The sequence below is a fragment of the Pararhizobium polonicum genome (genome assembly GCF_001687365.1).
Taxonomy (GTDB): Bacteria; Pseudomonadota; Alphaproteobacteria; order Rhizobiales; family Rhizobiaceae; genus Pararhizobium; species Pararhizobium polonicum.
In genome coordinates, this window is the sequence record NZ_LGLV01000009.1 from 107,228 (window position 1) to 131,412 (window position 24,185).

A 24,185-nucleotide genomic window follows, 5' to 3' on the forward strand; every position below is an offset into this window, starting at 1 on the left:
AATTCCAGGGCGTTGGGCATGCCGCTCATAACGGTATCGTGTCATGCTTGCGCCAGCGCACGTCGCTGCGCTTGTTTCGCAGCGAGGCGAATGCCCGCGCGATGCGGCGGCGCGACGAATGGGGCATGATCACCTCGTCGATGAAGCCGCGTTCGGCCGCGACGAAGGGGTTGGCGAAACGTTCCTCATATTCCTTGGTGCGCGCCGCGATCTTCTCCGGGTCGCCCAGTTCGGAACGGTAGAGGATTTCGGTGGCGCCTTTTGCACCCATGACGGCGATCTCGGCGGTCGGCCAGGCATAGTTGACGTCGGCGCCGATATGCTTCGACGCCATGACGTCATAGGCGCCGCCATAGGCTTTTCGCGTGATCAGCGTCACCATCGGCACGGTTGCCTGGCTATAGGCGAACAGCAGCTTGGCGCCGTGCTTGATGACGCCGTCATACTCCTGGGACGTGCCGGGCAGGAAGCCCGGGACGTCGACGAGCGTGAGAAGCGGGATGTTGAAGGCGTCGCAAAACCGGACGAAGCGGGCGGCCTTGCGCGATGAGTCGATATCGAGGCAACCGGCCAGCACCATCGGCTGGTTGGCGACGACGCCGACGGACTGGCCTTCGATGCGGATGAAGCCGGTGAGGATGTTTCTGGCGAAGGCTTGCTGGATCTCGAAGAAATCGCCCTCGTCGGCGATCGCGAGGATCAGCTCCTTCATGTCATAGGGTTTGTTCGAGGAATCCGGAATCAGGGTATCGAGACGGTGCTCGATGCGGGCAGGATCGTCGAAGAACGGGCGCACGGGTGCCTGTTCGCGGTTGTTGGCGGGTAGGAAATCAAACAGCAGGCGGATCTGCTCGAGCGCTTCGACATCGTTTTCGAAGGCGCCGTCCGCCACCGACGACCTGGTGGTGTGCGTGCGCGCACCGCCCAGCTCTTCCGCCGTGACGATCTCGTTGGTGACGGTCTTGACCACGTCCGGACCAGTCACGAACATGTAGGAGGTGTCGCGGACCATGAAGATGAAATCGGTCATCGCCGGCGAATAGACAGCGCCGCCGGCGCAAGGGCCCATGATCACCGAAATCTGCGGGATGACGCCGGAGGCCTCGGCATTGCGGCGGAAAACCTCGGCATAGCCGGCGAGCGAGGCCACGCCTTCCTGTATGCGGGCGCCGCCCGAATCGTTGAGGCCGATGATGGGCGCTCCGTTTCTCAGCGCCATGTCCATGATCTTGCAGATTTTCTGCGCGTGTGTTTCCGATAGAGAACCGCCGAGCACGGTGAAATCCTGGGAGAAAACATAGACCTGGCGACCGTTGATCGTGCCCCAGCCGGTGACGACGCCGTCGCCGGCGACCTTCTGTTCAGCCATGCCGAAATCAACGGCACGGTGGGTGACGTACATATCGTATTCTTCGAACGAGCCCTCGTCGAGCAGCACCTCGATCCGTTCGCGGGCCGTCAGCTTGCCCTTGGCATGTTGGGCATCGATGCGCTTCTGCCCGCCGCCAAGCCGGGCTTCGGCGCGTCGCTGCTCAAGCTGCTCAAGGACGGATCGCATGTCATTTCCACTTCGACGGCTGTGACGATGAGCGGTTTGTAGCCGAGCCGGGCGGTTGACAAAACACTTGATCGTGCGCGCATGAGTAAACTATAAAAATGCAAATCAATTATTGCAAAGTTGCGAACATGGCGATCGGCAAGCTGTTCATCGGCAGAAAAGTCAGGGAATTGCGGGACGCCAACAGGGCGACCCAGGCGCAGTTTGCCGAGCGCATCGGCATTTCCACGAGCTATCTGAACCAGATCGAAAACAATCAGCGGCCGGTTTCCGCCGCGGTTCTGGTGGCTCTCGCCGAAAAATTCCAGATCAACATGAGCGAGCTGTCGTCCGGCGAAGGCGACCGGCTTTTATCCGCCCTGACGGAAGCGCTGACAGACCCGTTGTTCGAGAACCTCGCCCCCAATTTTCAGGAGCTGAAGCTCGTCACCCAGAGCGCGCCCAATCTGGCGCGGGCATTCATCCGGGCGCATCAGGGATATAAGCGCAACGGCGAGCAGCTCGTCAGCCTGAGCGACAGTCTTGGCCGTTCGGCCTCGCTGGCGGAAACGACCCCTTACGAGGAAGTGCGCGACTTCTTCCATTTCGTCGACAACTATATCCATGCGCTGGATGTCGAAGCCGAGGCGCTGGCGGGCGAGCTCGGTCTGGGAGACGCAGACAGCTACGCGGCCCTCTCCGGTTTTCTGAAGTCGCGGCATCAGATCGACGTGAAGCGCTCGGAACTGGACAATGATGCGCTCAGGCAATTCGACCGCCCCTCCGGGACGCTGCTGATCAACCGTTACGCGCCGGCGGCGACGCGGGATTTCCAGCTCGCCCTGCAGGTCGCCCAGCTGCACGTGCCGGACCTCATCCAGTCGATTGCGCGCGAGGCCAATTTCCGCACTGTCGAAGCCGTGGAAATCTGCAAGATCGGCCTGCAGAATTACTTCGCCGGGGCGCTGCTGTTGCCCTATGGCGACTTCCTCGTGGCGACCAACAGCCTGCGGCACGATCTCGATCTGCTGGCTGCCCGTTTCGGCGCCAGCCTCGAGCAGGTCTGCCACAGGCTGAGTACATTGCAGCGTCCGGGCAACAAGGGCGTGCCGGTGTTCTTCGCGCGGATCGACCGCGCCGGCAATATCACGAAGAGGCACAGCTCGACGAAGCTTCAATTCGCCCGGTTTGGCGCGGCCTGTCCGTTGTGGAACGTGCACGAGGCATTCGAGGCGCAGGGGCGCATCATCCGGCAACTGGCGGAGACGCCCGACGGCGCGCGCTACCTCTGTCTTGCCACGCAGATCACCAAGTCCGGCGCCGGCTATCATAGCCCGCAACCCCGCTACGCCATCGCTTTCGGCTGCGAGATCTCATACGCCCATGCCTTCGTCTATGCCGACGATCTCGATCTGTCGGCCAAGGCAAACTTTGCGCCGATCGGGATCTCATGCCGGATCTGCGAGCGGGTAGCCTGCCCGCAAAGAGCGGTGCCGCCGCTCATGCGGAAAATCCAGGTCGACCACGACAGGAGAACGGTGCTGCCCTACACGATCGGCGAGGCTTGAAGGCGCCATTGAATGTTCATGCGTGTTTGATGGAACCGGCAGCTGTTTCCAGCTGCCGGGATAATATCGTCAGACCGGATTAAGCGGCGAACGAGCTGTCGAGGCTCACCGAGCCCGCCGATGCGGTGATGGAGACCGTACCGGCCTTGTAGACCGGGATCGACAGCTTGGAGGAGAAGCTGCCGGAACGGTCGCCAAGCGTGTAGGTGCCGCTGACGGTGCCATCGGCAGCGATGTCGATCGTGGAGGCGAAGGACGAAGCGCCGCCGCTGACGAGATCAAGCATGTCGGTGTTGATTTCAGTGATCGTGTTCATTTTAGTCTCCTGTTGATCTTGGATTTCAAGTCTGGTTTCGGAGGATGTACCGGAATGGCCTCCCCTTCTTATTGTCGCCGGCTGCCTATTGCCCTCAAGGGATCCAATACCCAGTCGGTGAAGTGGCGGCGGTCGGTGATGACATCGCCGAGAAGGGTCATGCCGGGAGCCAGCGGCCGGTCTTCGCCATAGGCGGTGACGCTGGTACGCTCCAGACTGACGGTGACGCGGTAAACGGTGTCTTTGAATGCGATCGGGGCAAGCAGCTCGCCCTCGCGGTAGGTGGCGCGCGAAACCTGCACGACATGGCCCGAAATCGCGCCGAAACGCTGGTAGGGGAAGGCGTCGATTCTCAGCCGCACGTCCTGTCCCGGCTGGATCAGTCCGGCGGCGCGCGGTGGCACCAGCAGGTTGGCTTCCAGGCTGCTGGCGGTTGGCACCAGAGCCAAGAGGGGCGATTGCGCCGCCGCCGTCTGTCCCAGCTGAGCCTGCAGCACGGCAACCCGGCCGGCCACGGGCGCAACCATGACGTAGGAGCGGTTGACCTGCAGCTGCGCCAGGGATTGCTCGAGTTCGCTGCGCAGGCCGCGCAATTGCGCCAGTTTGTCCTCGCGCTCCGCCGGCAGGCTTGCCAGCTGCGAGCGGGCATCGCTGAGGTCGCCGCCACGCGATTCTTTCTGCCGCTCCAGTTCGTGAATGACGCCGTCCTGGGTCAGGGCCTGCTGCTGCAGGCGCGACAGCTCAAACCGCGTGCCGCTTCCCTTGGCCTGAAGTTGACCGTAGCGGCTCGCATCCTCCGCCTGCAGGGCTTGCAGCTTGCGCTCCGACGACAGACGGCTTTCCTGGCTCGACAATTCTTCGCCGAGACCTGCTACCCGGGCGGACAGGCGCCGGCTCTCTTCTTCAAAACGGGCCGTTGCCGCCGCCATCTGGGTGTCGATCGCCTGGATGCGGGCTTCCGTCTCCAGCCGCAGCTTTTCGCCCACCGGGCCGTCGATGCCGGCCGTTTCAAGTGACAGCTCCACCAGGGGCTGGCCCTGAGCGACGATATCGCCTTCGTGCACCAGCACCTTCGAGACAGTGCCGCCCTTGGTGGCATATATCTGGGCGAGGCCTCCGATCGGCGCGATATAGCCTTGCACGGTCTCCTTGCGGGCATAGGTGCCGGTCACCAGATAGGTGCCGCCGGCCAGCACGAAGAGGCCCAGAACCGCCGTCATCACCTTGTGGCGCACCGGCTGCACGATCATCACCTCGCCGCGAAGCCGGCGGCGGTGCTCAATGGCCTGCGGGCGGAACAATCCGGTGCTCATGGCACCACCTGCAATGGCTGGGCCTGCACGTCGCGCACCAGTTCACGGACCTTGCTGTTTTCGACGGCAAAAACCCGGTGAGCACCCTCGATGGCGCCGGGGCGATGGGCGACCATGACCTGGGTAATGCCGATGGTGCGCAGCGCCTGCATGACCCGGCGCTCGGCAAGCACGTCCAGATTGGCCGTCCCCTCGTCGAGGAACAGGATGGACGGGCGGCGGTAAAGGGCGCGGGCGAGCAGAACGCGCTGTTGCTGGCCGCCCGACAGGGTGGATCCGAGGTCGCCGACCAGGGTCATGTAGCCCATCGGCATGCGCAGGATCTCGTCACGGATGCCGACCAGCCCGGCCACTTCCTCGACGCGCTCCATGTCCATGTCGGGATCGAAGAAGGCGATGTTGTCGGCGATCGTGCCGGCAAACAGCTGGTCGTCCTGCATCACCACGCCGATGCGTTCGCGGTAGGCTCGTGTACCCCATGCGTTCAGAGGCAGGCCGTCGGCGAGCACTTCGCCTTCTCCGGCAGGATAAAGTCCGATGAGCAGCTTCAAAAGCGTCGACTTGCCGCCGCCGGACGGCCCGACAAACACCACGGACTGCCCCGGCTCGATGCCCAGCGAGACATCCTTGAACACCCAGGGTTCGCGTTCGGCATAGCGGAAGCAGAGGTTGCGCGCTTCCAGCGCGCCCGCGAACGGGCGGTTGATCCGCGCCTCGGCTTCCAGCCCCGGCTCGAGATCCTGATGCACCGCGTCCGCCAGCCGTTCCAGATGCAGGCCGGTCATGCGGAATTTGAAATATTGTTCGACAAGCGACAGGGCCGCCGTGCTGAACTGGCTCTGGTAGGACAGGAAAGCCAGCAGCATGCCCAGCGTCATCTCGCCCCGGATGATCGCCGCAGCACCGAGATACAGGATGAAAACAGCCGCCGCTCCCATCAGCAAGGACAGGCCGGCCGTGCCGTTGAGATTGACTTTCTGAACGCGGACATTGTTGTTCATGCTGTCGGCATAGGCGTTCTGCCAGACGCCGTGGCGCTCCAGTTCCCGGCCGAACAGCTTGAAGGCGCGGGCGCCGCGGATGGTTTCCAGAAAGACGCTGTCCACCTTGGCCTGATACTGGATACCCTCATTGGTGAGGCTCTTCAGCCAGGGGAAGGTGCCGAGCCGGACAGCGACGACAAGCGCCAGCGAGGCCAGCACCATGGCCGTCAGAGACGGCGCGTAGATCAGCATCACCACCAGGGTGATGATCGCCATGGCTCCGTCCATGACAGCGGAGACGAGGCCGCCGGTGAGCAGGTCCTGCACCGGCTGCAGCGAGTTGAAACGGGAGAGGATATCGCCGAGGCGTCTTTTCTCGAACCACGGCACAGGCAGGCGCAGTGCGTGGCGCAACAGATTGCCGCGCATCTGAAACGTCAGAAGCGTGCTGAAATGCATCTGCACGTAACCGCGCAGCAGGGTCGTGCCGGTCTGTATCAACAGCAGCAAACCGGCGCCGATGACAATGACGTTCAGGAGGTCGAGATCGCCCTTGGAGATTGCCTCGTCGACGATCATCTGATTGACGAGGGGAGACAGCAGGCTGAACAGCTGCAGCAGGGACGAGAGGGCCAGAATCTGCAGCAGGCTGGGAATGAAGCCGGCGGTCTTCGACCACAGATCCCCCAGCCGCACCCGCTCGACAAGCTTGCGCTTTTGAAAGCTGGCGGCGGGCATCAGTTCGAGTGCCACACCGGTAAAATGCCTGGAGGCCTCCGCATGGGACAGCCGCCTCAGTCCGCTGGCCGGATCGTGCACCTCGATGCGGGTCGGCGTGACCCTGCTCAGCACGACATAATGCGACATGTCCCAGTGCAGGACGCACGGCATTCGCAGCCGTCCGATGTCCTCCATCTCCAGCCTGACCGGCCGGCTGGCAAAACCCAGGCCATCGGCGACGGAGATAAGGGTCTTCAGCGTCGCGCCCTTCAACGACACGACATGGCGGCGCCGGAGTTCCGACAGCGTCACCCGGTGGCCATGGTGGCTTGCCACCATGGCCAGGCACGCCAGTCCGCACTCGGCCGCTTCAGACTGAAGCAGCGGCTCGATGCGGGAGCGGTTATGAAGGGCATTGAGGAGCAACTGACGATCCTATCGCGCGCTTGAATGAAAACCTGCGCGCCCTGGAGTTCAGAACTGGTTTGTTATGGTGGAGGCTGACGGCGCACGGGCGCCGGCGTCTCATCGGTCCCTTTTCAGAAGCGGTCGGTCGTCATGCGCCGCGTTTCCAGGATTTCACCCCGGCGGGAGACGATAACAAGAAGCCTTTCATCCCGGCGGGAGGCCCTTACAAAATACCGGCCACGTTCCAGCCGCACGTCCCGGACGCGGTATCCGCGCCGTTCGAGCAGGCTGATGACATCGCGCTGGCCAAACTGCTCGTGCCGCTCGCGGGCGTATCGATTGCGTTCCTGGGCCCGATGTCCGTTCGCCAGGCCGTCCTCCAGATACCGCTCGCGGGCACCGTCTCTGTAATAGCCGTCCTGGGCCAGGGCGGGGGAGAGGACACCGGTCATCAGCAATGCGGCGCAAGCCAGAGCGGCCAGGTTTCTGTTCATTCTTGTCTCCTGTCGAGCCGAATTTCCGCGAACCCGGACAGTCGCAAGCGACCATCGTCCGGGGACGTCAATCCGGGAACATGTTTCATCCAGGCCGGTTCGGCTGCTTGTCTCACCCCGCGCGCCGCCGGTTGGCTTGGCGATCGATTGTGGGAGAAGCAGTGACCCAGCCAGGTAAAACTAGCCGCTGCGAAATTGCTGTGTGTGCTGTTTTGTTACGAAAGGTTCGCAACTGTGGTCGCTTGGAGGCACGCGGCCATGCGGGCAGCAGGGGAGATCCGGGATGCCAGCCTCAACCCGCGCATGACCATCGGTGAGGCCGTCGGTCAGCCGAATCCCCGGTTGGCCAAGGGCGACGAGATAGACCGGCGGTGTGGACCGAATCCTCGCCGGAGCCGAAGGCGTTTATCCCGGCTTTGCGAGCCGCCCGCTTGCACGGCATCGGAAACCTCCATGCCGCCAAACTTCGCCTTGTATTTGTAGAAGGTCGCCTCAAGGCGGCAGGAACAGGAACCAGGCGCCTCTGTCTTTCAAGGCCTGTGCCGCTTTGGTGCTTTTGTGAACCGCGAGATTGTCGAGGATGACGATGTCACCAGGTTTAAGTGTTGGCGCAAGCTGGGTCTGGACATAAGTGCTGAACGGCGCAAACATTCGCCACGCGGGCAGCGGCCACGCAGCCGGACCATCTTCGTGTTCACGGAAGTTTCGTCAATGAAGACAAGACGATGTGGTTCCAGCCGTACCGTCGCGCGCGTGCGTTCCGATGCCGTCAGGGCTTTTTTATATGGGAACCCTTGGGCCACCAGGACACGCGACAACGACGAGGGCGGGACCCGGACGCCATGCGCCCCGTCAAGCTTGTCAGCCAGTTCCGGCATGGTGATGTCGGGCCTGTGCTCGACCTCGGCGATCAGGAAAGGCAGACAGGCCGAAAGTTTGCCGCTTCCCGGCGGACGGCCTTGCATCCCGCCACGCAAGAAGCGGTGGCACCCCGCCGACTACGACAAAACTCTCTACAAACAGCGATACCGCATCGAGAACATGTTCGGCAGGATCAACGATGGTTTGCCGTTCGTCTTTGGCTCATACCCAAAACCAAAAACGGCCCCCGGAGGGGCCGCCTTATCTGGTGCTGGTCGAGGCTTGTTAACGGCCAGACCGCGTTTTCTGATCTGCATTTCTGCCAAATCTGGCGATGCGCGTCAAGCGGTCCAACTGCAACTACATCATCGCGTACTGACTATAAGCTTCAGTCTCAACGGTTGTGGGCGGAAACCGGTGTGGACCCGCTCTCCTGCATGTGATAGCTTTTATAACGCCAGCTAATAGACGCCTATCCGACGAGTTTGGACTCCCTCCGTCATGTATCTCGCTATCACTCTAATGGTGACTATGGCGGAGTTCTCGCGCGATTGCAATATGCTCCTTACATCATCGCATATTTTTTTCAGCCTGTCCGCTGATGGTTGCAGACGGCTGGACCGCGTTTTCTGATCTGTTAAACTCACGCAAAGCGCAGAAAATATGCGCTGGAGGTGGCGGCTGGGCCGCGTTTTCTGATCAGCCATGCAGGGCCAAGGTTTATTCTTTTTTATGTATAGCAATCTTCTTTTTTCATTTGATATCGGCACCAACTCGATCGGCTGGTGCGTGTTCGCGCTGGATGAGGCGGGGGAGCCTTACCGTATCGTCGATCTCGGAGCCCGCATCTATGCGGATGGCCGTGATCCGCAGTCGAAAACCTCGCTGGCCGTTGCCCGCCGTGAAGCACGCGCCATGTCGCGCCGGCGCGACCGCTATCTGCGGCGGCGCAAGGCGACGCTGCGCACGATGATCGAGTACGGCCTGATGCCGGGCGACAAGGCGGGGCAGGAGGCGGTGTTGCGTGAAACCGGCGATCGGGAGGGCGGCGACGAAAGCTTCAATCCCTATGCTTTGCGGGCCCGCGCACTCAGCGAAAAGCTGCCGCCCGCCTATATCGGCCGGGTGCTTTTCCATCTCGGCCAGAGGCGCGGCTTCAAGTCGAACCGCAAGACCGACCGCAAGGACAACGACAAGGGCAAGATCGCGCTCGGCATCGACGAGCTGACGGCGGCGATGCACCGTTCCGGATCTCCGACCCTTGGCGCCTGGCTGGCGATGCGCCGGGCGGAGGGGCATTCGGTGCGGCTGCGGGCCGGTTCCGAGGTGTTCGATGCGGAGGGCTATGCCTTCTATCCCGAACGATCGCTGCTGGAGGATGAGTTCCGCCAGATATGGGACGCTCAGGCGGTGCATCATCCCGACATATTGACGCCGGAACGCCGCGCGCACCTTTTTCGGGTGATGTTCTATCAGCGGCCGCTGAAGAAACCGCTTGTCGGCCGCTGCTCCTTCAATCCGGCGGAGTTTCGGCTTTCCCGAGCGCATCCGCTGTTTCAGGAGTTCCGGCTCTACAAGGAAATCAACGACCTGGAGGTCGTTCTGCCGGATCAGAGCCACCGCAAGCTGACGCTTGATGAGCGCAATGCGCTGGTGGCCAAGCTGAAAACGTCAAGAAAGGCCAGCTTTTCGGCATTGCGCAAAACGCTGAAACTGACGCCGGACCTTGTTTTCAACAAGGAATCGGAGGCCCGTAAAGAGCTCCTCGGCGACGAGATCTATTCGGTATTGGCCGACGCGAAGATGTTCGGTGCGCGATGGGGCGGTTTTTCGCGCGCGCGGCAGTGGGAGATCATCACGCGCCTGAAGGAGGAGGAGGACCCTGCAAGCCTTTCCAGCTGGCTGAAGAGTGAATTCGGCCTTGATGATGAACGCGTCACCGCGATTGCCAACGCATCTCTGCCGGATGGATATGGCCGGCTCGGAGAGACGGCGCTTGCTTCCATGCTGGAGGAGCTGAAGACGGCGGTGATCCCCGAATCCGAGGCGGCGCGGCTCTGCGGTTACGATCATAGCAATCTTGCGAAAGAGCAGGACGAAGGGCTGGACACCCTGCCGGAATACCAGGAAATCCTGGAGCGGCACATTCCTCCGGGCACCGGCGATCCCGATGATATCTACGATCTGCGCAAGGGCCGCATCACCAATCCGACGGTGCATATCGGGTTGAACCAGCTTCGACGCGTCGTCAATGCATTGATCCACCGGTTCGGCAGGCCGCAGCGCATCGTCGTGGAACTGGCACGCGACCTGCAGCTTTCGGAAAAGCAGAAGGACGATGTCAATCGCCGGATTGCGAAAAATACCCGCGAGGCCGAGGGGCGTTCGCAGAAGCTGATCGAAATGGGTCAGCTCGACACCGGTTACAACCGGTTGCTTCTGAAACTCTGGGAGGAGCTGAACCTGGACAAGCCGGAGGATCGGGTCTGCATCTATTCCGGCAAGCCGATTGGTATCGCCATGTTGTTTTCCGGCGAGGTGGACGTCGATCATATCCTTCCCTGGTCGAAAACGCTCGACGACAGCCAGGCGAACAAGCTGCTGTGCCTGAAATCCGCCAATCGTCAGAAACGCAATCGCACACCGTCCGACGTGCCGGAATGGCGCGACCGCTATGACGAGGTTCTTGCGCGCGCGGCGCGCTTGCCGAGGAACAAGCGGTGGCGCTTTGCCGCCGATGCCATGCAGCAATTCGAGGCGGAAGGCGGCTTTCTGGCGCGGCAGTTGACGGATACGCAGTACCTGTCGCGCATGGCGCTCGAATATCTGTCTGCGCTCTATCCGTCCGAGGAAGCCGATAAATCGGGGGAGTTGCGCCAACGCAAGCGGGTTCATGTGGTGCCCGGCCGGCTGACGGAGCTGCTGCGCCGCAACTGGGGCCTCAACACTCTGTTGCCGGATCACAATCTGGGTGAGATGGCGCAGGAGAAGAACCGCAGGGATCACCGTCACCATGCGATCGACGCGGCTGTCATCGGCACGACCAGCCGCTCCCTCCTGCAGCGCATGTCCGGTGCAGCGGCACGGCTGGACGATGTGGCTTTCGACGATCTCGTCCGCACGGTTGTCAAGGACAACCCGCCATGGCCGGGCTTTCGGGAGGAATTGCTCGCGGCCATCGGCCGCGTCACGGTCAGTCACAAACCGGATCACGGCACAGTGTCGCGGGCGGCCTATGCGCAAGGGAAAGGTCAGACTGCCGGCAAGCTCCACAACGACACCGCCTATGGCCTCACCGGGCTGGTGGATGCAAAGGGCAGTCCGCTGGTTGTGCGGCGCAAGCCGTTCATGGCCCTGGAGGTCAAGGACATCGCCTCGATCCGCGATACGGAGCTGCAGTCGGCATTGTACGGCGCCATCGGCAGCCTGACGGAAAAGAAGGCGCTGCAGGAAGCGCTCATCCGTTTTCGCGACACGCATCCGCAATTCAAGGGGATCAGGCGGGTGCGGGTGCTGGAAACGCTTTCGGTTATCCCGATCGTTGATAGGGACGGCAAGGCCTACAAGGGCTACAAGGGCGACGCCAACTATCGCTACGAGGTCTGGGAGACACTGGATGGCAAGTGGCATACGGAGGTCGTGTCGATGTTCGATGCGCATCAGCCGGGCTGGCAATCGCCTTTCCACAAGCAAAACCCGGCAGCACGCCGTGTTCTTAAACTTCAGCAGAACGACATGGTGGCCTATGAGCATCCGGCTGATGGATACACCATTGCGCGCGTGGTGAAATTCTCGAACGACAAACGGATCTATTTCGCCTCCCATCGCGAGAGTGGCAGCCTGAAGGCGCGCGACGCGGACAAGGGCGACCCCTTCAGCTACTTCGCCAAGGCAAACAACGGGTTGCGGGACATCAAATGCCGGCAGGTGCGGATCGACGCGGCTGGCCGGATCTTCGACCCCGGCCCCCAGGACAGGGAGACGCGGCAGGCGAATAAGGGTGTGTAGGGAAAAAATTCCCTTTATGATTGTTTCATTTCTTTGCGCCACTCTGGCCGGATGGACCGGATTGTTGATATATCGACGGATGGCCTGCACCTGGCCGTCTACAGGGGTTTTCTCACCGTATCGAAAAACGGTGGGGACGAGGTTGGGCGCATCGCGCTCGATGATATCGGCGCGCTGATTGTCCACGCTCACGGCACCACATGGTCCAATCATGTCTTCGTCAAAATGTCCGAACGCGGCGTGCCGGTCGTATTATGTGCTGCCAATCATGCGCCAGTGGCGGTCGTCTGGCCGCTTGAGGGCCATCATGCCCAGGGCGCAAGGCTGCGCGCGCAGATAGACGCTTCCAAACCGCTGCAAAAGCAGGTCTGGCGAAAGATCGTTTCTGCCAAGGTGAGAATGCAGGGGCATGTGCTTGCGGCCAATGGGCTGGAGGCCGGCGCTTTCGATATGCTTGCCCGCAAGGTTCGCTCGGGCGATCCCGACAATATCGAGGCGCAGGCCGCGCGGCGCTACTGGAAGGCGCTTTTGGGCCCTGACTTTTATCGCGACCGGGAAGCAGAGGGCCTCAATGTCCTTCTGAACTACGGCTATACGGTATTGCGCGCCATTGTCGCGCGGGCGATCTGTGCCTCCGGCCTGCATCCCACCATCGGCGTTTTCCATTCCAACAGGGCCAACGCCTTCGCCCTTGCCGACGACCTCATGGAGCCGTACCGGCCCCTCGTGGATCAACTGGTCCGCAATCTTGCCGCGGCCGGGAAAACGGATCTGTCGCCGGAGACGAAACGGGCGCTGACATCCATCACCACCTTCGATCTCGATACGGACATCGGCGTTTCGCCGCTCTCCGTTCAGATCGGACGGTTCGTTCATTCGGTTGCGGTCGGTTTCGAGACCGGTGAGGCGCGGCTCGATCTGCCAGTCCCGCCATCGGCCTTGCATCTGGCGGCGCTCGGAAAACAGCCCGTGGAGCAGGAAGAGGCATGACGGCGGCTCTTCACAAGGCCAATAGCGGGCCACGACATTTGAGCGGGTATAGAATCATGTGGATGCTCGTGACATTCGATCTTCCGGTCGAAACCAAGACGCAGCGTTATGCAGCCACGAGATTCCGGCAGCGGCTGCTCGACATAGGCTTTGAAATGAGCCAGCTTTCCAACTATCTTCGCTTTTGCAGCGGCAAGGAGCAGTTTGAAAGCTATGCCCGTCAGATCGAGAGCATCCTGCCGGAATGGGGTGACATATACATCTTCCAGTTCACCGACCGGCAATACGAAAATATCATCCGTTTTTCAGACCAAGCCAGAAAACGGCGGAAGAAAAATCCCGACCAACTGGCGCTTTTCTAGCGCCAGCCGCCATTTCCGCTGCCGTCACCCCGGCCAATCTTCCTTTGAAATCAGAAGATTAACCGAGGATCGAGCTTAGCAGATCAGAAAACGCGGTCCAGCCGCAACTAGCTACTGCCCATGAACGGAGAGCTTCCCAGCTTAGCAGATCAGAAAACGCGGTCCAGCCGCAACTGGTCATCAGTGCGATCACCACCGTCCTTGAGCTTAGCAGATCAGAAAACGCGGTCCAGCCGCAACAAGCGGCCACCCGTCATGACCACCCGTGCGAGCTTAGCAGATCAGAAAACGCGGTCCAGCCGCAACACGCCGCCAAACGGCTTGAACAAGCCAGAAAGCTTAGCAGATCAGAAAACGCGGTCCAGCCGCAACGATCGTCCACCGAGGTGCAGATGCTTGGCGAGCTTAGCAGATCAGAAAACGCGGTCCAGCCGCAACCCGGCGGCGGCGTCTTGAAAGACGACGAATGAGCTTAGCAGATCAGAAAACGCGGTCCAGCCGCAACTCTTTGGATGACGAGGACGTTTTTCCGTACAGCTTAGCAGATCAGAAAACGCGGTCCAGCCGCAACGCCTTGCTCATCATCTCATCGAATAGCTTCAGCTTAGCAGATCAGAAAACGCGGTCCAGCCGCAACAGATAGCGCACCATGCGCCGCGCTACATCTAGCTTAGCAGATCAGAAAACGCGGTCCAGCCGCAACCGTGGCGACGCCATTTGCTTTCAAGGTTCTAGCTTAGCAGATCAGAAAACGCGGTCCAGCCGCAACGGAGATGAGCAGGGTAGGCTCCGTGAGCGTAGCTTAGCAGATCAGAAAACGCGGTCCAGCCGCAACTGAAGGCAAAGCAACCCGTGATGTGTTTATAGCTTAGCAGATCAGAAAACGCGGTCCAGCCGCAACTACTTTCCCCCGAACCTGTTTGGATGGGAGAGCTTAGCAGATCAGAAAACGCGGTCCAGCCGCAACGAACGCATCAGCAAGAACGCCAGCCAGATCAGCTTAGCAGATCAGAAAACGCGGTCCAGCCGCAACGAACGCATCAGCAAGAACGCCAGCCAGATCAGCTTAGCAGATCAGAAAACGCGGTCCAGCCGCAACCAAGATCGCCCGGATATATTTTCCCCAATAAGCTTAGCAGATCAGAAAACGCGGTCCAGCCGCAACGGGTGAAGGCTCGTTTGCTGGCGGCAAGCGAGCTTAGCAGATCAGAAAACGCGGTCCAGCCGCAACGAAAACCTGCAGTTGTTGTGCGCGCCATGTAGCTTAGCAGATCAGAAAACGCGGTCCAGCCGCAACCCGGCGCTCAAGAGGAATGAACATCCACCGAGCTTAGCAGATCAGAAAACGCGGTCCAGCCGCAACAAGCCGTGCAGCAACCATGCCACCGTAGAGAGCTTAGCAGATCAGAAAACGCGGTCCAGCCGCAACGAAGTACGCCTCGTAGGCGTGTTCCGGGTTAGCTTAGCAGATCAGAAAACGCGGTCCAGCCGCAACGAAAAGATCGCCAGAACTGCATCTCGGTCCAGCTTAGCAGATCAGAAAACGCGGTCCAGCCGCAACCTGCATCTGCTTGCCGAAGCCCTTCAGGGTAGCTTAGCAGATCAGAAAACGCGGTCCAGCCGCAACGTTCAGGACGGTCTTGTCATGCTCCAGGTGAGCTTAGCAGATCAGAAAACGCGGTCCAGCCGCAACATGCCGCACACCAGTATATGGTCGTGTGGCAGCTTAGCAGATCAGAAAACGCGGTCCAGCTGCAACACGACGGGCCGGTAAGGCCTGTTCCGTTCTAGCTTAGCAGATCAGAAAACGCGGTCCAGCCGCAACTAAGTCGACTCGGTTACTGTTCCTCTGAGGAGCTTAGCAGATCAGAAAACGCGGTCCAGCCGCAACGGCGAATGACAACAAAAGGTTCTGGGCGTTAGCTTAGCAGATCAGAAAACGCGGTCCAGCCGCAACGCACGCGGCAAAAAGGTCGCGGCGGATCCGAGCTTAGCAGATCAGAAAACGCGGTCCAGCCGCAACGCGATGATCGGGCAGACGATGTCGTCCCTCAGCTTAGCAGATCAAAGGATATGGTCCAGCGGCAATGCGCCGATCTTGAAGGAGTGCTGCCGAGCCCGCGATATGCTCCACACCGCGTCGACTCCTGAGAGTTGCAAAATGGCTGGCGACGTCCAGCGCCTTGCCGGGCTGGCTCGATGTTGAAGATTGATCGAAAGTGAGCTGGAGCGTTGAATGCTAGGATTTTCAATGATCTGCAGAAGCTGCGATCTGCGCGGTCGTGGGGTTGAATTCGTTCAGGCGCATCGTGACTGGCTGTCGTGATCAATTCACGGTGCCGCCGCGGTCCAGTCTTCGACATGTAGGCGAGGTACGCGATTAAACTCGCGCTGGCTATTGGTGATCCTCTCGTTGTGAAAATATGATGTGGTCGGCCCGGCTGCCTCGTAACGGCACCTGTGCTCACGGGGGAGTGCTGCGGGGCTCCCTTGACTGTTCCCAGAATTCGGTCGCATCGGTTATCCAGCCTTGCGCGCTGGTGCCGATGCCAAGGCCGAAACCGTGGCCAAGCGCGGGGTATTTTCTGTATGCGACCGGTGTGCCCATTTGGCGCAGAGCGGCGATGCGCTTCTCCATGCTGGCAGGCGGGGCGATGGCGTCGTCGGCGCCGACAACGACGAATGTCGGTGGTTCGTCGTTCGAGACATCGGAGTGCGCGGTGTAGGCCATGACCAGCGCTGCAGGCTTCGGCAGCATGGCACCTCCGAATGCGGCGACCCCATGCGATCCGACAGCCGCCACCATCCTCGCGCCGGCCGAGCTACCCCAAAGGGAGTATCCGTCGGTTGCGACATCGAGCGACCCGGCGTTCTCAAAGATATAGGAGATCGCCGTGGCGAGGTCTGCGGCTGGAGCCTTTCCGCCTTGCCCGGCACGGTACCGTATGACGAAGACGTTGAAGCCGAGCTTGCTGATCTCTGTCGCATAGGGAAATCCCTCATGGACAGAGCCGACATAGGCGAAGCCACCGCCGGGCGCGACGATCGCGAAGGGCGCGCCGGATTTGCCCCGGAAAAAGAACAGTCCCGTATTTTCCTTCGTGGGGTCTGCGCGCCTCTCTGCGTCGGAGTAGATGTCGTAGAAGACTTTACGGCCGTCGGCTGCGTCGTCGATCATCCGATTCAGTCCATCGACAACGCTCAGCGTGTCCACGTGGCTGTGATAGGGCAACAGGCTGGCAATACCGCTGAGTGGCTGGCGATCGTCGTATCCCCGACCATCCCACGGAAGGATCAGGCGACCAAACGCTGCGAAAGTCGGATGCAAAAGAACGTCTCCGATCGTGCTGCTCGCCGACAGGTGACGGCTTTGCGCCGTCACCTGTGTGTCATGGTCTCTGATCCGGGATGCGGCTCGTCGGGTTTCCCCCGCATCCGTCAGCGCGGAATCCAGCAAGAACGGCAACGCCATCAGCGCGGTTTTGAAACTGTCCTTTGCCCGTTGCATGCTCGCTTCATAAACCCGTCATCTTGAGGACAGCCTCCGGAAGCCGCTCCCCTTCGATCTCGATCCCGGCGAGTGCTGTGCCGATTTCCTGCAGATCGGCATCTGAAAGAGCGGCGTCGACGGAGCCGAGGTTTTCCTCAAGGCGGTGCAACTTGGTGGTGCCGGGGATCGGAACGATCCAGGGCTTCTGCGCCAGCAGCCACGCCAAGGCAATCTGGGCAGGCGTTGCTGCCTTGCGTTCCGCGATCGACTTCAACAGGTCGACGAGCGCGAAATTCGCCTTTCGTGCCTCGGGCGTGAAGCGCGGGACCAGATTGCGGAAGTCCGTGGCATCGAATGTCGTGTTCTCGTCGATCTTGCCTGTCAGGAAGCCTGCGCCGAGCGGGCTGAACGGCACGAAGCCGATACCGAGTTCTTCCAGCACGGGAAGCAGTTCCGTTTCGGGGCCACGCCAGAACAGCGAATACTCGCTCTGGACGGCGGTGACCTTCTGGACTGCGTGAGCGCGGCGGATCGTCTGGATACCCGCCTCCGAAAGACCGAAGTGCTTCACCTTGCCAGCGTCGATCAGGTCCTTGACCGCACCCGCGACATCTTCGATCGGAACAGCGGGATCGACACGGTGCTGGTAGAACAGATCGATGCGATCGGTCTTCAGCCTCCTGAGGCTGGCCTCGGCCACAGCCTTGATGTGTTCGGGTCTGCTGTTCGTGCCGCCGGTGCGCGCGCCTGTTTCGAGATCGATGTCGAAACCGAACTTGGTGGCGATGACCACATCGTTTCGGATCGGTGCGAGAGCGTCACCGACAAGGTCCTCATTGACGAATGGACCATAGGCTTCAGCCGTATCGAACAGCGTGACGCCGCGCTCGTGGGCAAGGCGCATGAGCTTGATCATTTCGCCGCTATCGGCAGCGGGGCCATAGGCGGCGCTCATGCCCATGCAGCCAAGGCCGAGTGCCGAAACTTCAAGCTCGTTTCCAAGTTTTCGTTTTTTCATGGTCGTATCTCCGTTCATAGGAATGCATCTGGTGGGTCATTGCGCTTCAGTTGCCGTAACGGGGGCGGTCTCGGGGCACTTGGCAACGATGAAGGCGAGGGCGGGGATCAACGTCAGAGCGATCGGGAATGTTCCTGTTTCCGCGGCCAGATCCCGACAGTGAGCCAGAAGGCAGCCGCCGAAAGCCAGCGCGCAGGCGGTGGAGACCCATGACAGCCCGGCATCGGTGAAGCCGGGTTCGACGTGGATCTTCGGGAGACCCGTCGGCACGATGGAGATGCCGGGGACGATCATCACGTTGCTGGCGAGGACGATCGCGAAGATGGCCCGCTTGTTTGGGGGGCTCGATTGCATGGGTCATGCATATTCCAGTTCAGACGCGACGGGGACTGCTGTCGATCACCCGTTTGACTGACTGCAATCTAGCGTTTGCCGCCGCTTTCGATTAGTGCCTATAATCAGCATGAACCTATAAGCTGGGATAATGAATGGCACAGGACAATTTCAATGATCTCGTTGCCTTCATCACGGTTGCGCGCGAAGAGAGTTTCACGCGGGCGGCGGTGAAGCTCGGTGTCTCGCAGTCGGCACTCAGCCAGACGGTGCGCAGCCTTGAAGAGAGGCTCGGTATCAGATTGCTCACGAGAACGACGCGGCGTGTATCGCCCACTCCGGCGGGCGAGCGGCTCCTTCACACGGCTGGTCCGCGGTTCGAGGAAATCAGGGCGGAACTGTCGGCTCTGAGCGAGATGCGCGACAAGCCCGCCGGCACGATCCGCATCACGGCCGGCGAGCATGCGGCGATCTCCGTCCTTGCCCCCGCCCTCGACAAGTTCCTACCCGACAACCCTGACGTCAATGTCGAGATCACCGTCGATTATGGTCTGACGGACATCGTCGCCGAGCGATATGATGCAGGTGTCCGTCTCGGGGAGCAGGTCGCGAAGGACATGATCGCGCTTCGAATAGGGCCGCCGATGCGCATGGCCGTTGTCGGTTCGCCGTCCTATTTTCGTCTCAATCCATGGCCCGAAAAACCGCAGGACCTGACCGCGCATAACTGCATCCAGATTCGCATGCCGACCTATGGAAACATCTTCCCCTGGGAATTTGAAAAGGATGGATACGAACTCAAGGTCAGGGTCGACGGCCAGCTTGTCTTCAACAGCCTGGCGATGCGACGTGATGCGGCTTTGAGAGGTCTCGGCCTTGCCTACATGCCGGAAGACCAGGTCCAGGACCTGATCAAGGGCAACAAACTCATCCGCGTGCTGGAGGACTGGTGCGAGCCGTTTCCGGGTTATCATCTCTATTACCCGAACCGGCGGCACGCCTCTCCAGCCTTCGCCCTTGTCCTGGAGGCCCTTCGCTTTAAGGGATGACGTGCTCATCAACCGTTTGTGATTAAGAAGCCAGGCTAATGGCTTCAATCGAAAATAGGTGGCTAATGCTGATAAAGAGCTTCGCATAGGCTTCATCCACTCGACCACGAGAAGGATGAACATGACGTCTCTGATGAAGACCTTCGCGCTTGCTCTGATGTTTTCGACGCAACTCGCCGCCGGATCGGCCTTTGCGCAGACCGGATCGAAACCGGAACCGCTCGTTATCGCGGAGCAGGGAAGCTTCGCCGTTGGCGGAAGCGTGACGTCCACGCCGGGAGCCTACAACAACAACGCGCCCTCGGACGAAGGCCAAAGCCTGCACGGGGATCACGCCTACGTCTTCTATCAGGTGCCGGAGAAGCCAAAGCCGCTTCCCATTGTCATGCTGCACGGGGCCTACCAGTCCGCAAGAAGCTGGGAAACGACGCCGGACGGCCGCGAGGGATTTCAGAACATCTTTCTGCGCAAGGGCTATTCCACCTATCTCGTCGACCAGCCGCGCCGTGGTCGCGCAGGCAACAGCCCCGTCGCCATGACGATCGAACCGACGCCTTACGACCAGCTCTTCTTCGACCAGTTCCGCATAGGCAAATGGCCGGACTATTTCGACAATGTCCAGTTCGACCGCGACCCCGAGGCGCTTGACCAGTTCCTACGTTCGGTCACGCCGAATACCGGGCCCTTCGATGCCAACGTGATCGCTAGCTCGATGTCGGCGCTGTTCGACAGGATCGGCGACGCCATTCTGTTCACCCATTCCCAGGCGGGCGGCCCAGGGTGGCTGACGGCAATCGAAAACCCGAAGGTCAAGGCGATCGTCGCTTTCGAGCCGGGAAGTGGTTTCCTCTTTCCGGAAGGCGAACTGCCGGAAGCCATGCCAAGTGCTGCCGGAACCTTGAAGCCGGATGCGGTATCCGTGGCTGATTTCGAGAAGCTGACGCGCATTCCGATCGTTATCTACTACGGCGACAACTTTCCGGTCGAACCGACCAGGGAGCGCGGGCAGGACAACTGGCGTGTCCGTCTCGCGATGGCGAAGCTCTGGGTCGCCGCAGTCAACAAGCACGGCGGCGATGCCCGCCTGGTGCATCTCCCGGAGATCGGCATCAAAGGCAACACCCATTTCCTGATGTCGGATCTGAACAATGCCGAGATCGCCGACCAGGTCGTAAAATTCCTGGCCGAGAAGAAGCTCGACTGAAACCCAGGCAAAAGATTTTGACGATCCCAATGCAATCAGGAAGGCGGCCGTTCCACCATCGGAACGTCCCGGTCCTTACAGGAGTACGGACATGAAACAGTCCCCGACCAAGGCCACGCTGATGGCCGCGATGATGGCTTTCACAGCTGGTGAAGCGATAGCCGCGGACTTCAGGAAAAATCCGTTCACCCTTGCATACGCCGGTGCGCTTACGGCAAACGAGCCCGGCAAGGTCAATATCCATCCGGTCCAGTACACGCTGAACGGCCTAGATATTGCCGCGAACGTCTACACGCCCGCCGGTTACGATCCCGCCAGGAGGTACCCCGCTATCATGGTGGCGCATCCGAATGGTGGCGTGAAGGAACAGGTTGCTGGATTGTACGCCCAGCGTCTGGCCGAACAGGGCTATATCACGATCGCCGCCGACGCCGCCTATCAGGGCGCGAGCGGCGGTGAGCCCCGCAACGTCGACAAGCCCGCGAACCGCATCGAAGACATTCATGGCATGGCGGACTTCATCACCCGTTATGCCGGGGTCGATGCAGAGCGCCTCGGACTTCTGGGCATCTGCGGGGGTGGTGGCTACTCCCTGGCGGCTGCGGAGACCGACAAGCGGTTCAAGTCGATCGCGACGGTGAGCATGTTCAATTCCGGACGCGTTCGCCGCAACGGTTACAACGACACCCAGTTCGCCACCGTACAGGCGCGGATGAAGCAGGCGTCCCTGGCCCGGGCTCAGGAAGCCGCCGGCGGCGAGGTCCTGTATTCCGGCGATGCCAACCTGACAGACGAGCAGATCGCGGCGCTTCCGTTCGACCTCTATCGTCAAGGCTACGAATATTACTGGAAGACGCACGCGCACCCGAACTCGACCTTCAAATATACCACGAGCAGCCTCGTGGAACTGATGCGGTTCGACGCAACCGACCAGATCGAGCTGATCGATCAGCCTCTTCTGATGATCGCGGGGAGCAAGGCCGACAGTCTTTACATGACGGAAGATGCGTTCGCAAAAGCCACCGGCACCCGCAACAAAGAGATGTTCAAGATTGAGGGCGCGACCCACATCGACACCTATTGGGTACCCGAGTACGTGGACGCCGCCATGAACAGGCTGACCTCATTCTACGCGACGACCCTTACGCAGGAGGCACTGGCCCAATGAGCTTGAAACTGTCGATCATCACCATGGCAATCGTTGTCGCAGGCACCGCTCATTCTTCTGTCTCCGCGCAGGATCAGCCATCGGCAAACCTCGAGTCCGCGAAGTCCCGAACCCAGCAATTGATGGGCGGTATCGCTCCGAAGCTCGCGGACCTGACCGACGATGTCCTTTACGCCGACATCTGGGAGCGTCCTGAACTTTCCAAGCGGGATCGAAGCCTCGTGACGGTCAGTGCGCTGATCGCCCTGAACAGACCGGATCAACTCCGCTCTCACCTGATCCGTGCCCGCGACAACGGGCTGACCGAGGCGGAGCTGGTGGAAACGATCACCCACATGGCCTTCTATTCCGGCTGGCCAAGTGCCGTTTCGGCCGTGGCAATCGCCAAGGATGTCTTCGCCGAAAACTGACGCCGCCGATGCCCGCACGAATTAAAGGAACCATCCCGTGAACGCGAAATCCCTGATCCCCATAACCTTGATGATGAGCGCGACGGCTGCATTCGCCGAGCCGGACAAGACGATCACTGTCACACCCGCCGGTGCCCACGCCTCGACGGCGGGCCCGCCCGAGAATTTCACCGGGGCGGTACGTGTCTATTCCCGTTTTCAGACCACCGCACCCGCCCGTGTCGGCGGGGGAACCGTTACCTTCGATCCCGGTGCTCGAACGGCCTGGCATGCGCACCCTCTCGGTCAGACCCTCATCGTAACCGCAGGCGTTGGCCTGGTTCAGCACTGGGAAGGCGACGCGCAGGAGATCAGGCCCGGCGACGTCGTCTGGATACCGCCGGGTGTCAAGCATTGGCACGGGGCGACCGCCAAAACCGGCATGTCGCACATAGCCATCGCCGAATCGCTCGATGGGAAAACGACGGACTGGATGGAACAGGTCTCCGACGCGCAATACGCGCGATAGGCCGGCTTCCGGCCGGGGTCGCCTCTACAAAATCACTTCAATTGAGGGCCGCGTATGAAGAAAATCCTGGGTGCTATCTCTGCTTCGGTCCTGGCGGGCTGTGGTGTCCTGCTCGTCGGATGGCAGGCCCATGCCGAACCGAACCGAACGACGATGCCGGACATCGACAAGCTTATACACTACACGACGGTGACGCGGGGCGAGGTGACCGAACACCTGATGACGACACGTGAAGCGATCGAAGCCGTCAAGAAGGGAGAACCGGTTCCGCCGGGTTCACATGTCGTTCTGGTGGATTACCGCGACGGCGAAGTGTTTCGTTACTTTGTCATGGAGAAAGGTCCGGACTGGGGTGCCGACTACGATGAGCGCCGCCGGACCGGCGATTGGCAGTTCCAGTGGTTCAAGCCGGATATGACCATCAACACGGCAGAGAACACCGCCCGCTGTCAGTCATGCCACACGTCCAGGGCGGATCGGGACTTCCTCTATTCGTTCAACGAAATGCGAAGGTTCGAGTTTGAATGAGGGCCTTCAGAACGGCAAAGCAGGCTCAAGCCTTGAGCAATTATGGGGTGGCGGGCCGGTGAGCAGGGTCTTCCGCATCCGGCTTTTCCTCGATTTTACCGCGATCGGGCTGATCATCGCGTGTCTTGCCTACTGGTGGCTCGACAACCTGTCGCACGAGCTGTTCGGCACGGCGCTGTTCGTCCTCGTCATCGTCCATAACGTCTTCAACCGCCGCTGGTACGGTTCGGTATCGAAAGGCAGGCGAGATGCGACAAGGGTGTTCAATATTGCAACCATTGCCGGTCTCGCGCTGGCCATGCTGGTCATGCTGGTGACCAGCATCCTGATCTCGCGCGATCTCTTCGCATTCATGGCGCTCGAGGGAGGTTTCGCGATCCGCGAAATCCATATGTTCGCGGGCTATTGGGTCCTCCTCATCATCGCCGTGCACCTGGGAACCCGATGGGGCATCGTCATGAACGCCTGCCGGGGCATGTTCGGGATCGCCAGCCAAAACCTTGCGCGAACCATTGTCGTCAGAGGCGCCGCGGTCGCGATCGCCATATGGGGGATCAGAAGCTGTTTCGAAATGGCCTTCGGCTCGAAGCTTATGCTGACCTACTCGCTCGATATGTGGGATTTCAATGAATCGACGCTGGGGTTCTTCGTCAACTACGCTTCGATCGTAGGGCTGTGCGCCGGCATCACCCATTACGCCCTAAAATTACTGCGCTTCGCCTGGCGAACTGCCACTTCGTGACAGTGAATGCCGTTGGCGCTATCCGGCACATTGATCAGCCAGGCCAATTCTGCCGGCCAAGCCCAGGCGCCGGCATATGGAACCATTCGTGCTTCTGGTCGCTTGCGGGCCCGGCACGATTGACCGGCCACCCGGATACTGAACAACAAAGCTCCCGCAGAGAGACCACGGGAGC

19 protein-coding genes, 1 pseudogene and 1 CRISPR repeat array are annotated in these 24,185 nt (G+C 60.6%); of the genes and pseudogenes, 11 read left to right on the forward strand and 9 right to left on the reverse strand.

Going from position 1 to position 24,185, the window contains the following annotated elements; all coding sequences use genetic code 11:
• Positions 1–25: 25 nt before the first annotated feature.
• Positions 26–1,558: an acyl-CoA carboxylase subunit beta gene (locus tag ADU59_RS15355; protein WP_068955016.1), complete on the reverse strand. Its 1,533-nt coding sequence runs from the start codon at positions 1,556–1,558 to the stop codon at positions 26–28.
• A 128-nt stretch (positions 1,559–1,686) separates the two neighbouring features.
• On the opposite strand from ADU59_RS15355, the gene ADU59_RS15360 reads away from it, so the two are divergent.
• A complete protein-coding gene (locus ADU59_RS15360; protein ID WP_068955167.1) occupies positions 1,687–3,105 on the forward strand; it encodes a helix-turn-helix domain-containing protein in 1,419 nt (472 codons plus the stop codon).
• A gap of 79 nt (positions 3,106–3,184) precedes the next feature.
• Here the strand turns inward: ADU59_RS15360 and ADU59_RS15365 are convergent, their stop codons facing one another.
• The 5 genes and pseudogenes from ADU59_RS15365 to ADU59_RS31465 all read right to left on the reverse strand — a co-directional run.
• Entirely contained in the window at positions 3,185–3,421 is a 237-nt protein-coding gene (locus tag ADU59_RS15365; protein ID WP_068955017.1) for a flagellar hook protein, read from the reverse strand.
• 68 nt (positions 3,422–3,489) lie between these two features.
• On the reverse strand, positions 3,490–4,734 hold the full coding sequence (locus tag ADU59_RS15370) for an HlyD family secretion protein (RefSeq protein WP_068955018.1): 1,245 nt from the start codon (positions 4,732–4,734) through the stop codon (positions 3,490–3,492).
• The gene (locus ADU59_RS15375; protein ID WP_244506442.1) at positions 4,731–6,863 is read right to left on the reverse strand and encodes a peptidase domain-containing ABC transporter; all 2,133 of its coding nucleotides are present in this window, start codon (positions 6,861–6,863) and stop codon (positions 4,731–4,733) included. Before ADU59_RS15375 ends, ADU59_RS15370 begins: the two co-directional genes overlap by 4 nt.
• Positions 6,864–6,976: 113 nt before the next feature.
• On the reverse strand, positions 6,977–7,339 hold the full coding sequence (locus ADU59_RS31385) for a hypothetical protein (RefSeq protein ID WP_068955019.1): 363 nt from the start codon (positions 7,337–7,339) through the stop codon (positions 6,977–6,979).
• A gap of 498 nt (positions 7,340–7,837) precedes the next feature.
• A pseudogene (locus tag ADU59_RS31465) lies at positions 7,838–8,301 on the reverse strand (transposase); the annotation flags it as partial.
• Positions 8,302–8,932: 631 nt separating this feature from the next.
• Here ADU59_RS31465 and cas9 point away from each other — a divergent pair.
• Genes cas9 through cas2 form a run of 3 tightly spaced genes read left to right on the forward strand, consistent with a single transcriptional unit; the run spans position 8,933 to position 13,560 of the window.
• A complete protein-coding gene (gene cas9, locus ADU59_RS15385; protein ID WP_068955020.1) occupies positions 8,933–12,208 on the forward strand; it encodes a type II CRISPR RNA-guided endonuclease Cas9 in 3,276 nt (1,091 codons plus the stop codon).
• A 51-nt stretch (positions 12,209–12,259) separates the two neighbouring features.
• Complete coding sequence (gene cas1 / locus ADU59_RS15390) at positions 12,260–13,198, forward strand: type II CRISPR-associated endonuclease Cas1 (protein ID WP_068955169.1); 939 nt, start codon at positions 12,260–12,262, stop codon at positions 13,196–13,198.
• The gene (gene cas2 / locus ADU59_RS15395; RefSeq protein WP_244506443.1) at positions 13,195–13,560 is read left to right on the forward strand and encodes a CRISPR-associated endonuclease Cas2; all 366 of its coding nucleotides are present in this window, start codon (positions 13,195–13,197) and stop codon (positions 13,558–13,560) included. The genes cas1 and cas2 overlap by 4 nt, the downstream gene beginning before the upstream one ends.
• A 72-nt stretch (positions 13,561–13,632) precedes the next feature.
• A CRISPR array of direct repeats spans positions 13,633–15,583; the repeat unit is 36 nt; unit sequence AGCTTAGCAGATCAGAAAACGCGGTCCAGCCGCAAC.
• Between the two features lie 441 nt (positions 15,584–16,024).
• Here the strand turns inward: cas2 and ADU59_RS15400 are convergent.
• The 3 genes from ADU59_RS15400 to ADU59_RS15410 are packed head-to-tail and all read right to left on the reverse strand — an operon-like array spanning position 16,025 to position 18,422.
• On the reverse strand, positions 16,025–17,032 hold the full coding sequence (locus tag ADU59_RS15400) for an alpha/beta hydrolase (protein WP_139093179.1): 1,008 nt from the start codon (positions 17,030–17,032) through the stop codon (positions 16,025–16,027).
• Between the two features lie 43 nt (positions 17,033–17,075).
• On the reverse strand, positions 17,076–18,068 hold the full coding sequence (locus ADU59_RS15405) for an aldo/keto reductase (RefSeq protein ID WP_068955022.1): 993 nt from the start codon (positions 18,066–18,068) through the stop codon (positions 17,076–17,078).
• Between the two features lie 36 nt (positions 18,069–18,104).
• Positions 18,105–18,422, reverse strand: a complete 318-nt coding sequence (locus tag ADU59_RS15410) for a hypothetical protein (protein ID WP_068955023.1) — start codon at positions 18,420–18,422, stop codon at positions 18,105–18,107.
• Between the two features lie 134 nt (positions 18,423–18,556).
• On the opposite strand from ADU59_RS15410, the gene ADU59_RS15415 reads away from it, so the two are divergent.
• The 7 genes from ADU59_RS15415 (at position 18,557) to ADU59_RS15445 (ending at position 24,010) form a co-directional block, all read left to right on the forward strand.
• Positions 18,557–19,450, forward strand: coding sequence for a LysR family transcriptional regulator (locus ADU59_RS15415; protein WP_068955024.1), 894 nt, complete (start codon positions 18,557–18,559; stop codon positions 19,448–19,450).
• A 121-nt stretch (positions 19,451–19,571) separates the two neighbouring features.
• Positions 19,572–20,654 (forward strand): alpha/beta hydrolase, encoded by a 1,083-nt coding sequence (locus ADU59_RS15420; protein WP_068955171.1) that lies wholly within the window; start codon positions 19,572–19,574, stop codon positions 20,652–20,654.
• Between the two features lie 91 nt (positions 20,655–20,745).
• Complete coding sequence (locus ADU59_RS15425) at positions 20,746–21,822, forward strand: alpha/beta hydrolase (protein WP_068955025.1); 1,077 nt, start codon at positions 20,746–20,748, stop codon at positions 21,820–21,822.
• Complete coding sequence (locus ADU59_RS15430; protein WP_068955026.1) at positions 21,819–22,232, forward strand: carboxymuconolactone decarboxylase family protein; 414 nt, start codon at positions 21,819–21,821, stop codon at positions 22,230–22,232. The genes ADU59_RS15425 and ADU59_RS15430 overlap by 4 nt, the downstream gene beginning before the upstream one ends.
• Before the next feature lie 37 nt (positions 22,233–22,269).
• Entirely contained in the window at positions 22,270–22,740 is a 471-nt protein-coding gene (locus ADU59_RS15435) for a (R)-mandelonitrile lyase (RefSeq protein WP_244506444.1), read from the forward strand.
• Between the two features lie 54 nt (positions 22,741–22,794).
• Complete coding sequence (locus tag ADU59_RS15440) at positions 22,795–23,268, forward strand: cytochrome P460 family protein (RefSeq protein WP_068955028.1); 474 nt, start codon at positions 22,795–22,797, stop codon at positions 23,266–23,268.
• A 58-nt stretch (positions 23,269–23,326) separates the two neighbouring features.
• Positions 23,327–24,010 carry a DUF4405 domain-containing protein gene (locus ADU59_RS15445; protein WP_068955029.1) on the forward strand — a complete coding sequence of 228 codons (684 nt, stop codon included), beginning with the start codon at positions 23,327–23,329 and terminating at the stop codon, positions 24,008–24,010.
• Positions 24,011–24,185 lie beyond the last annotated feature (175 nt).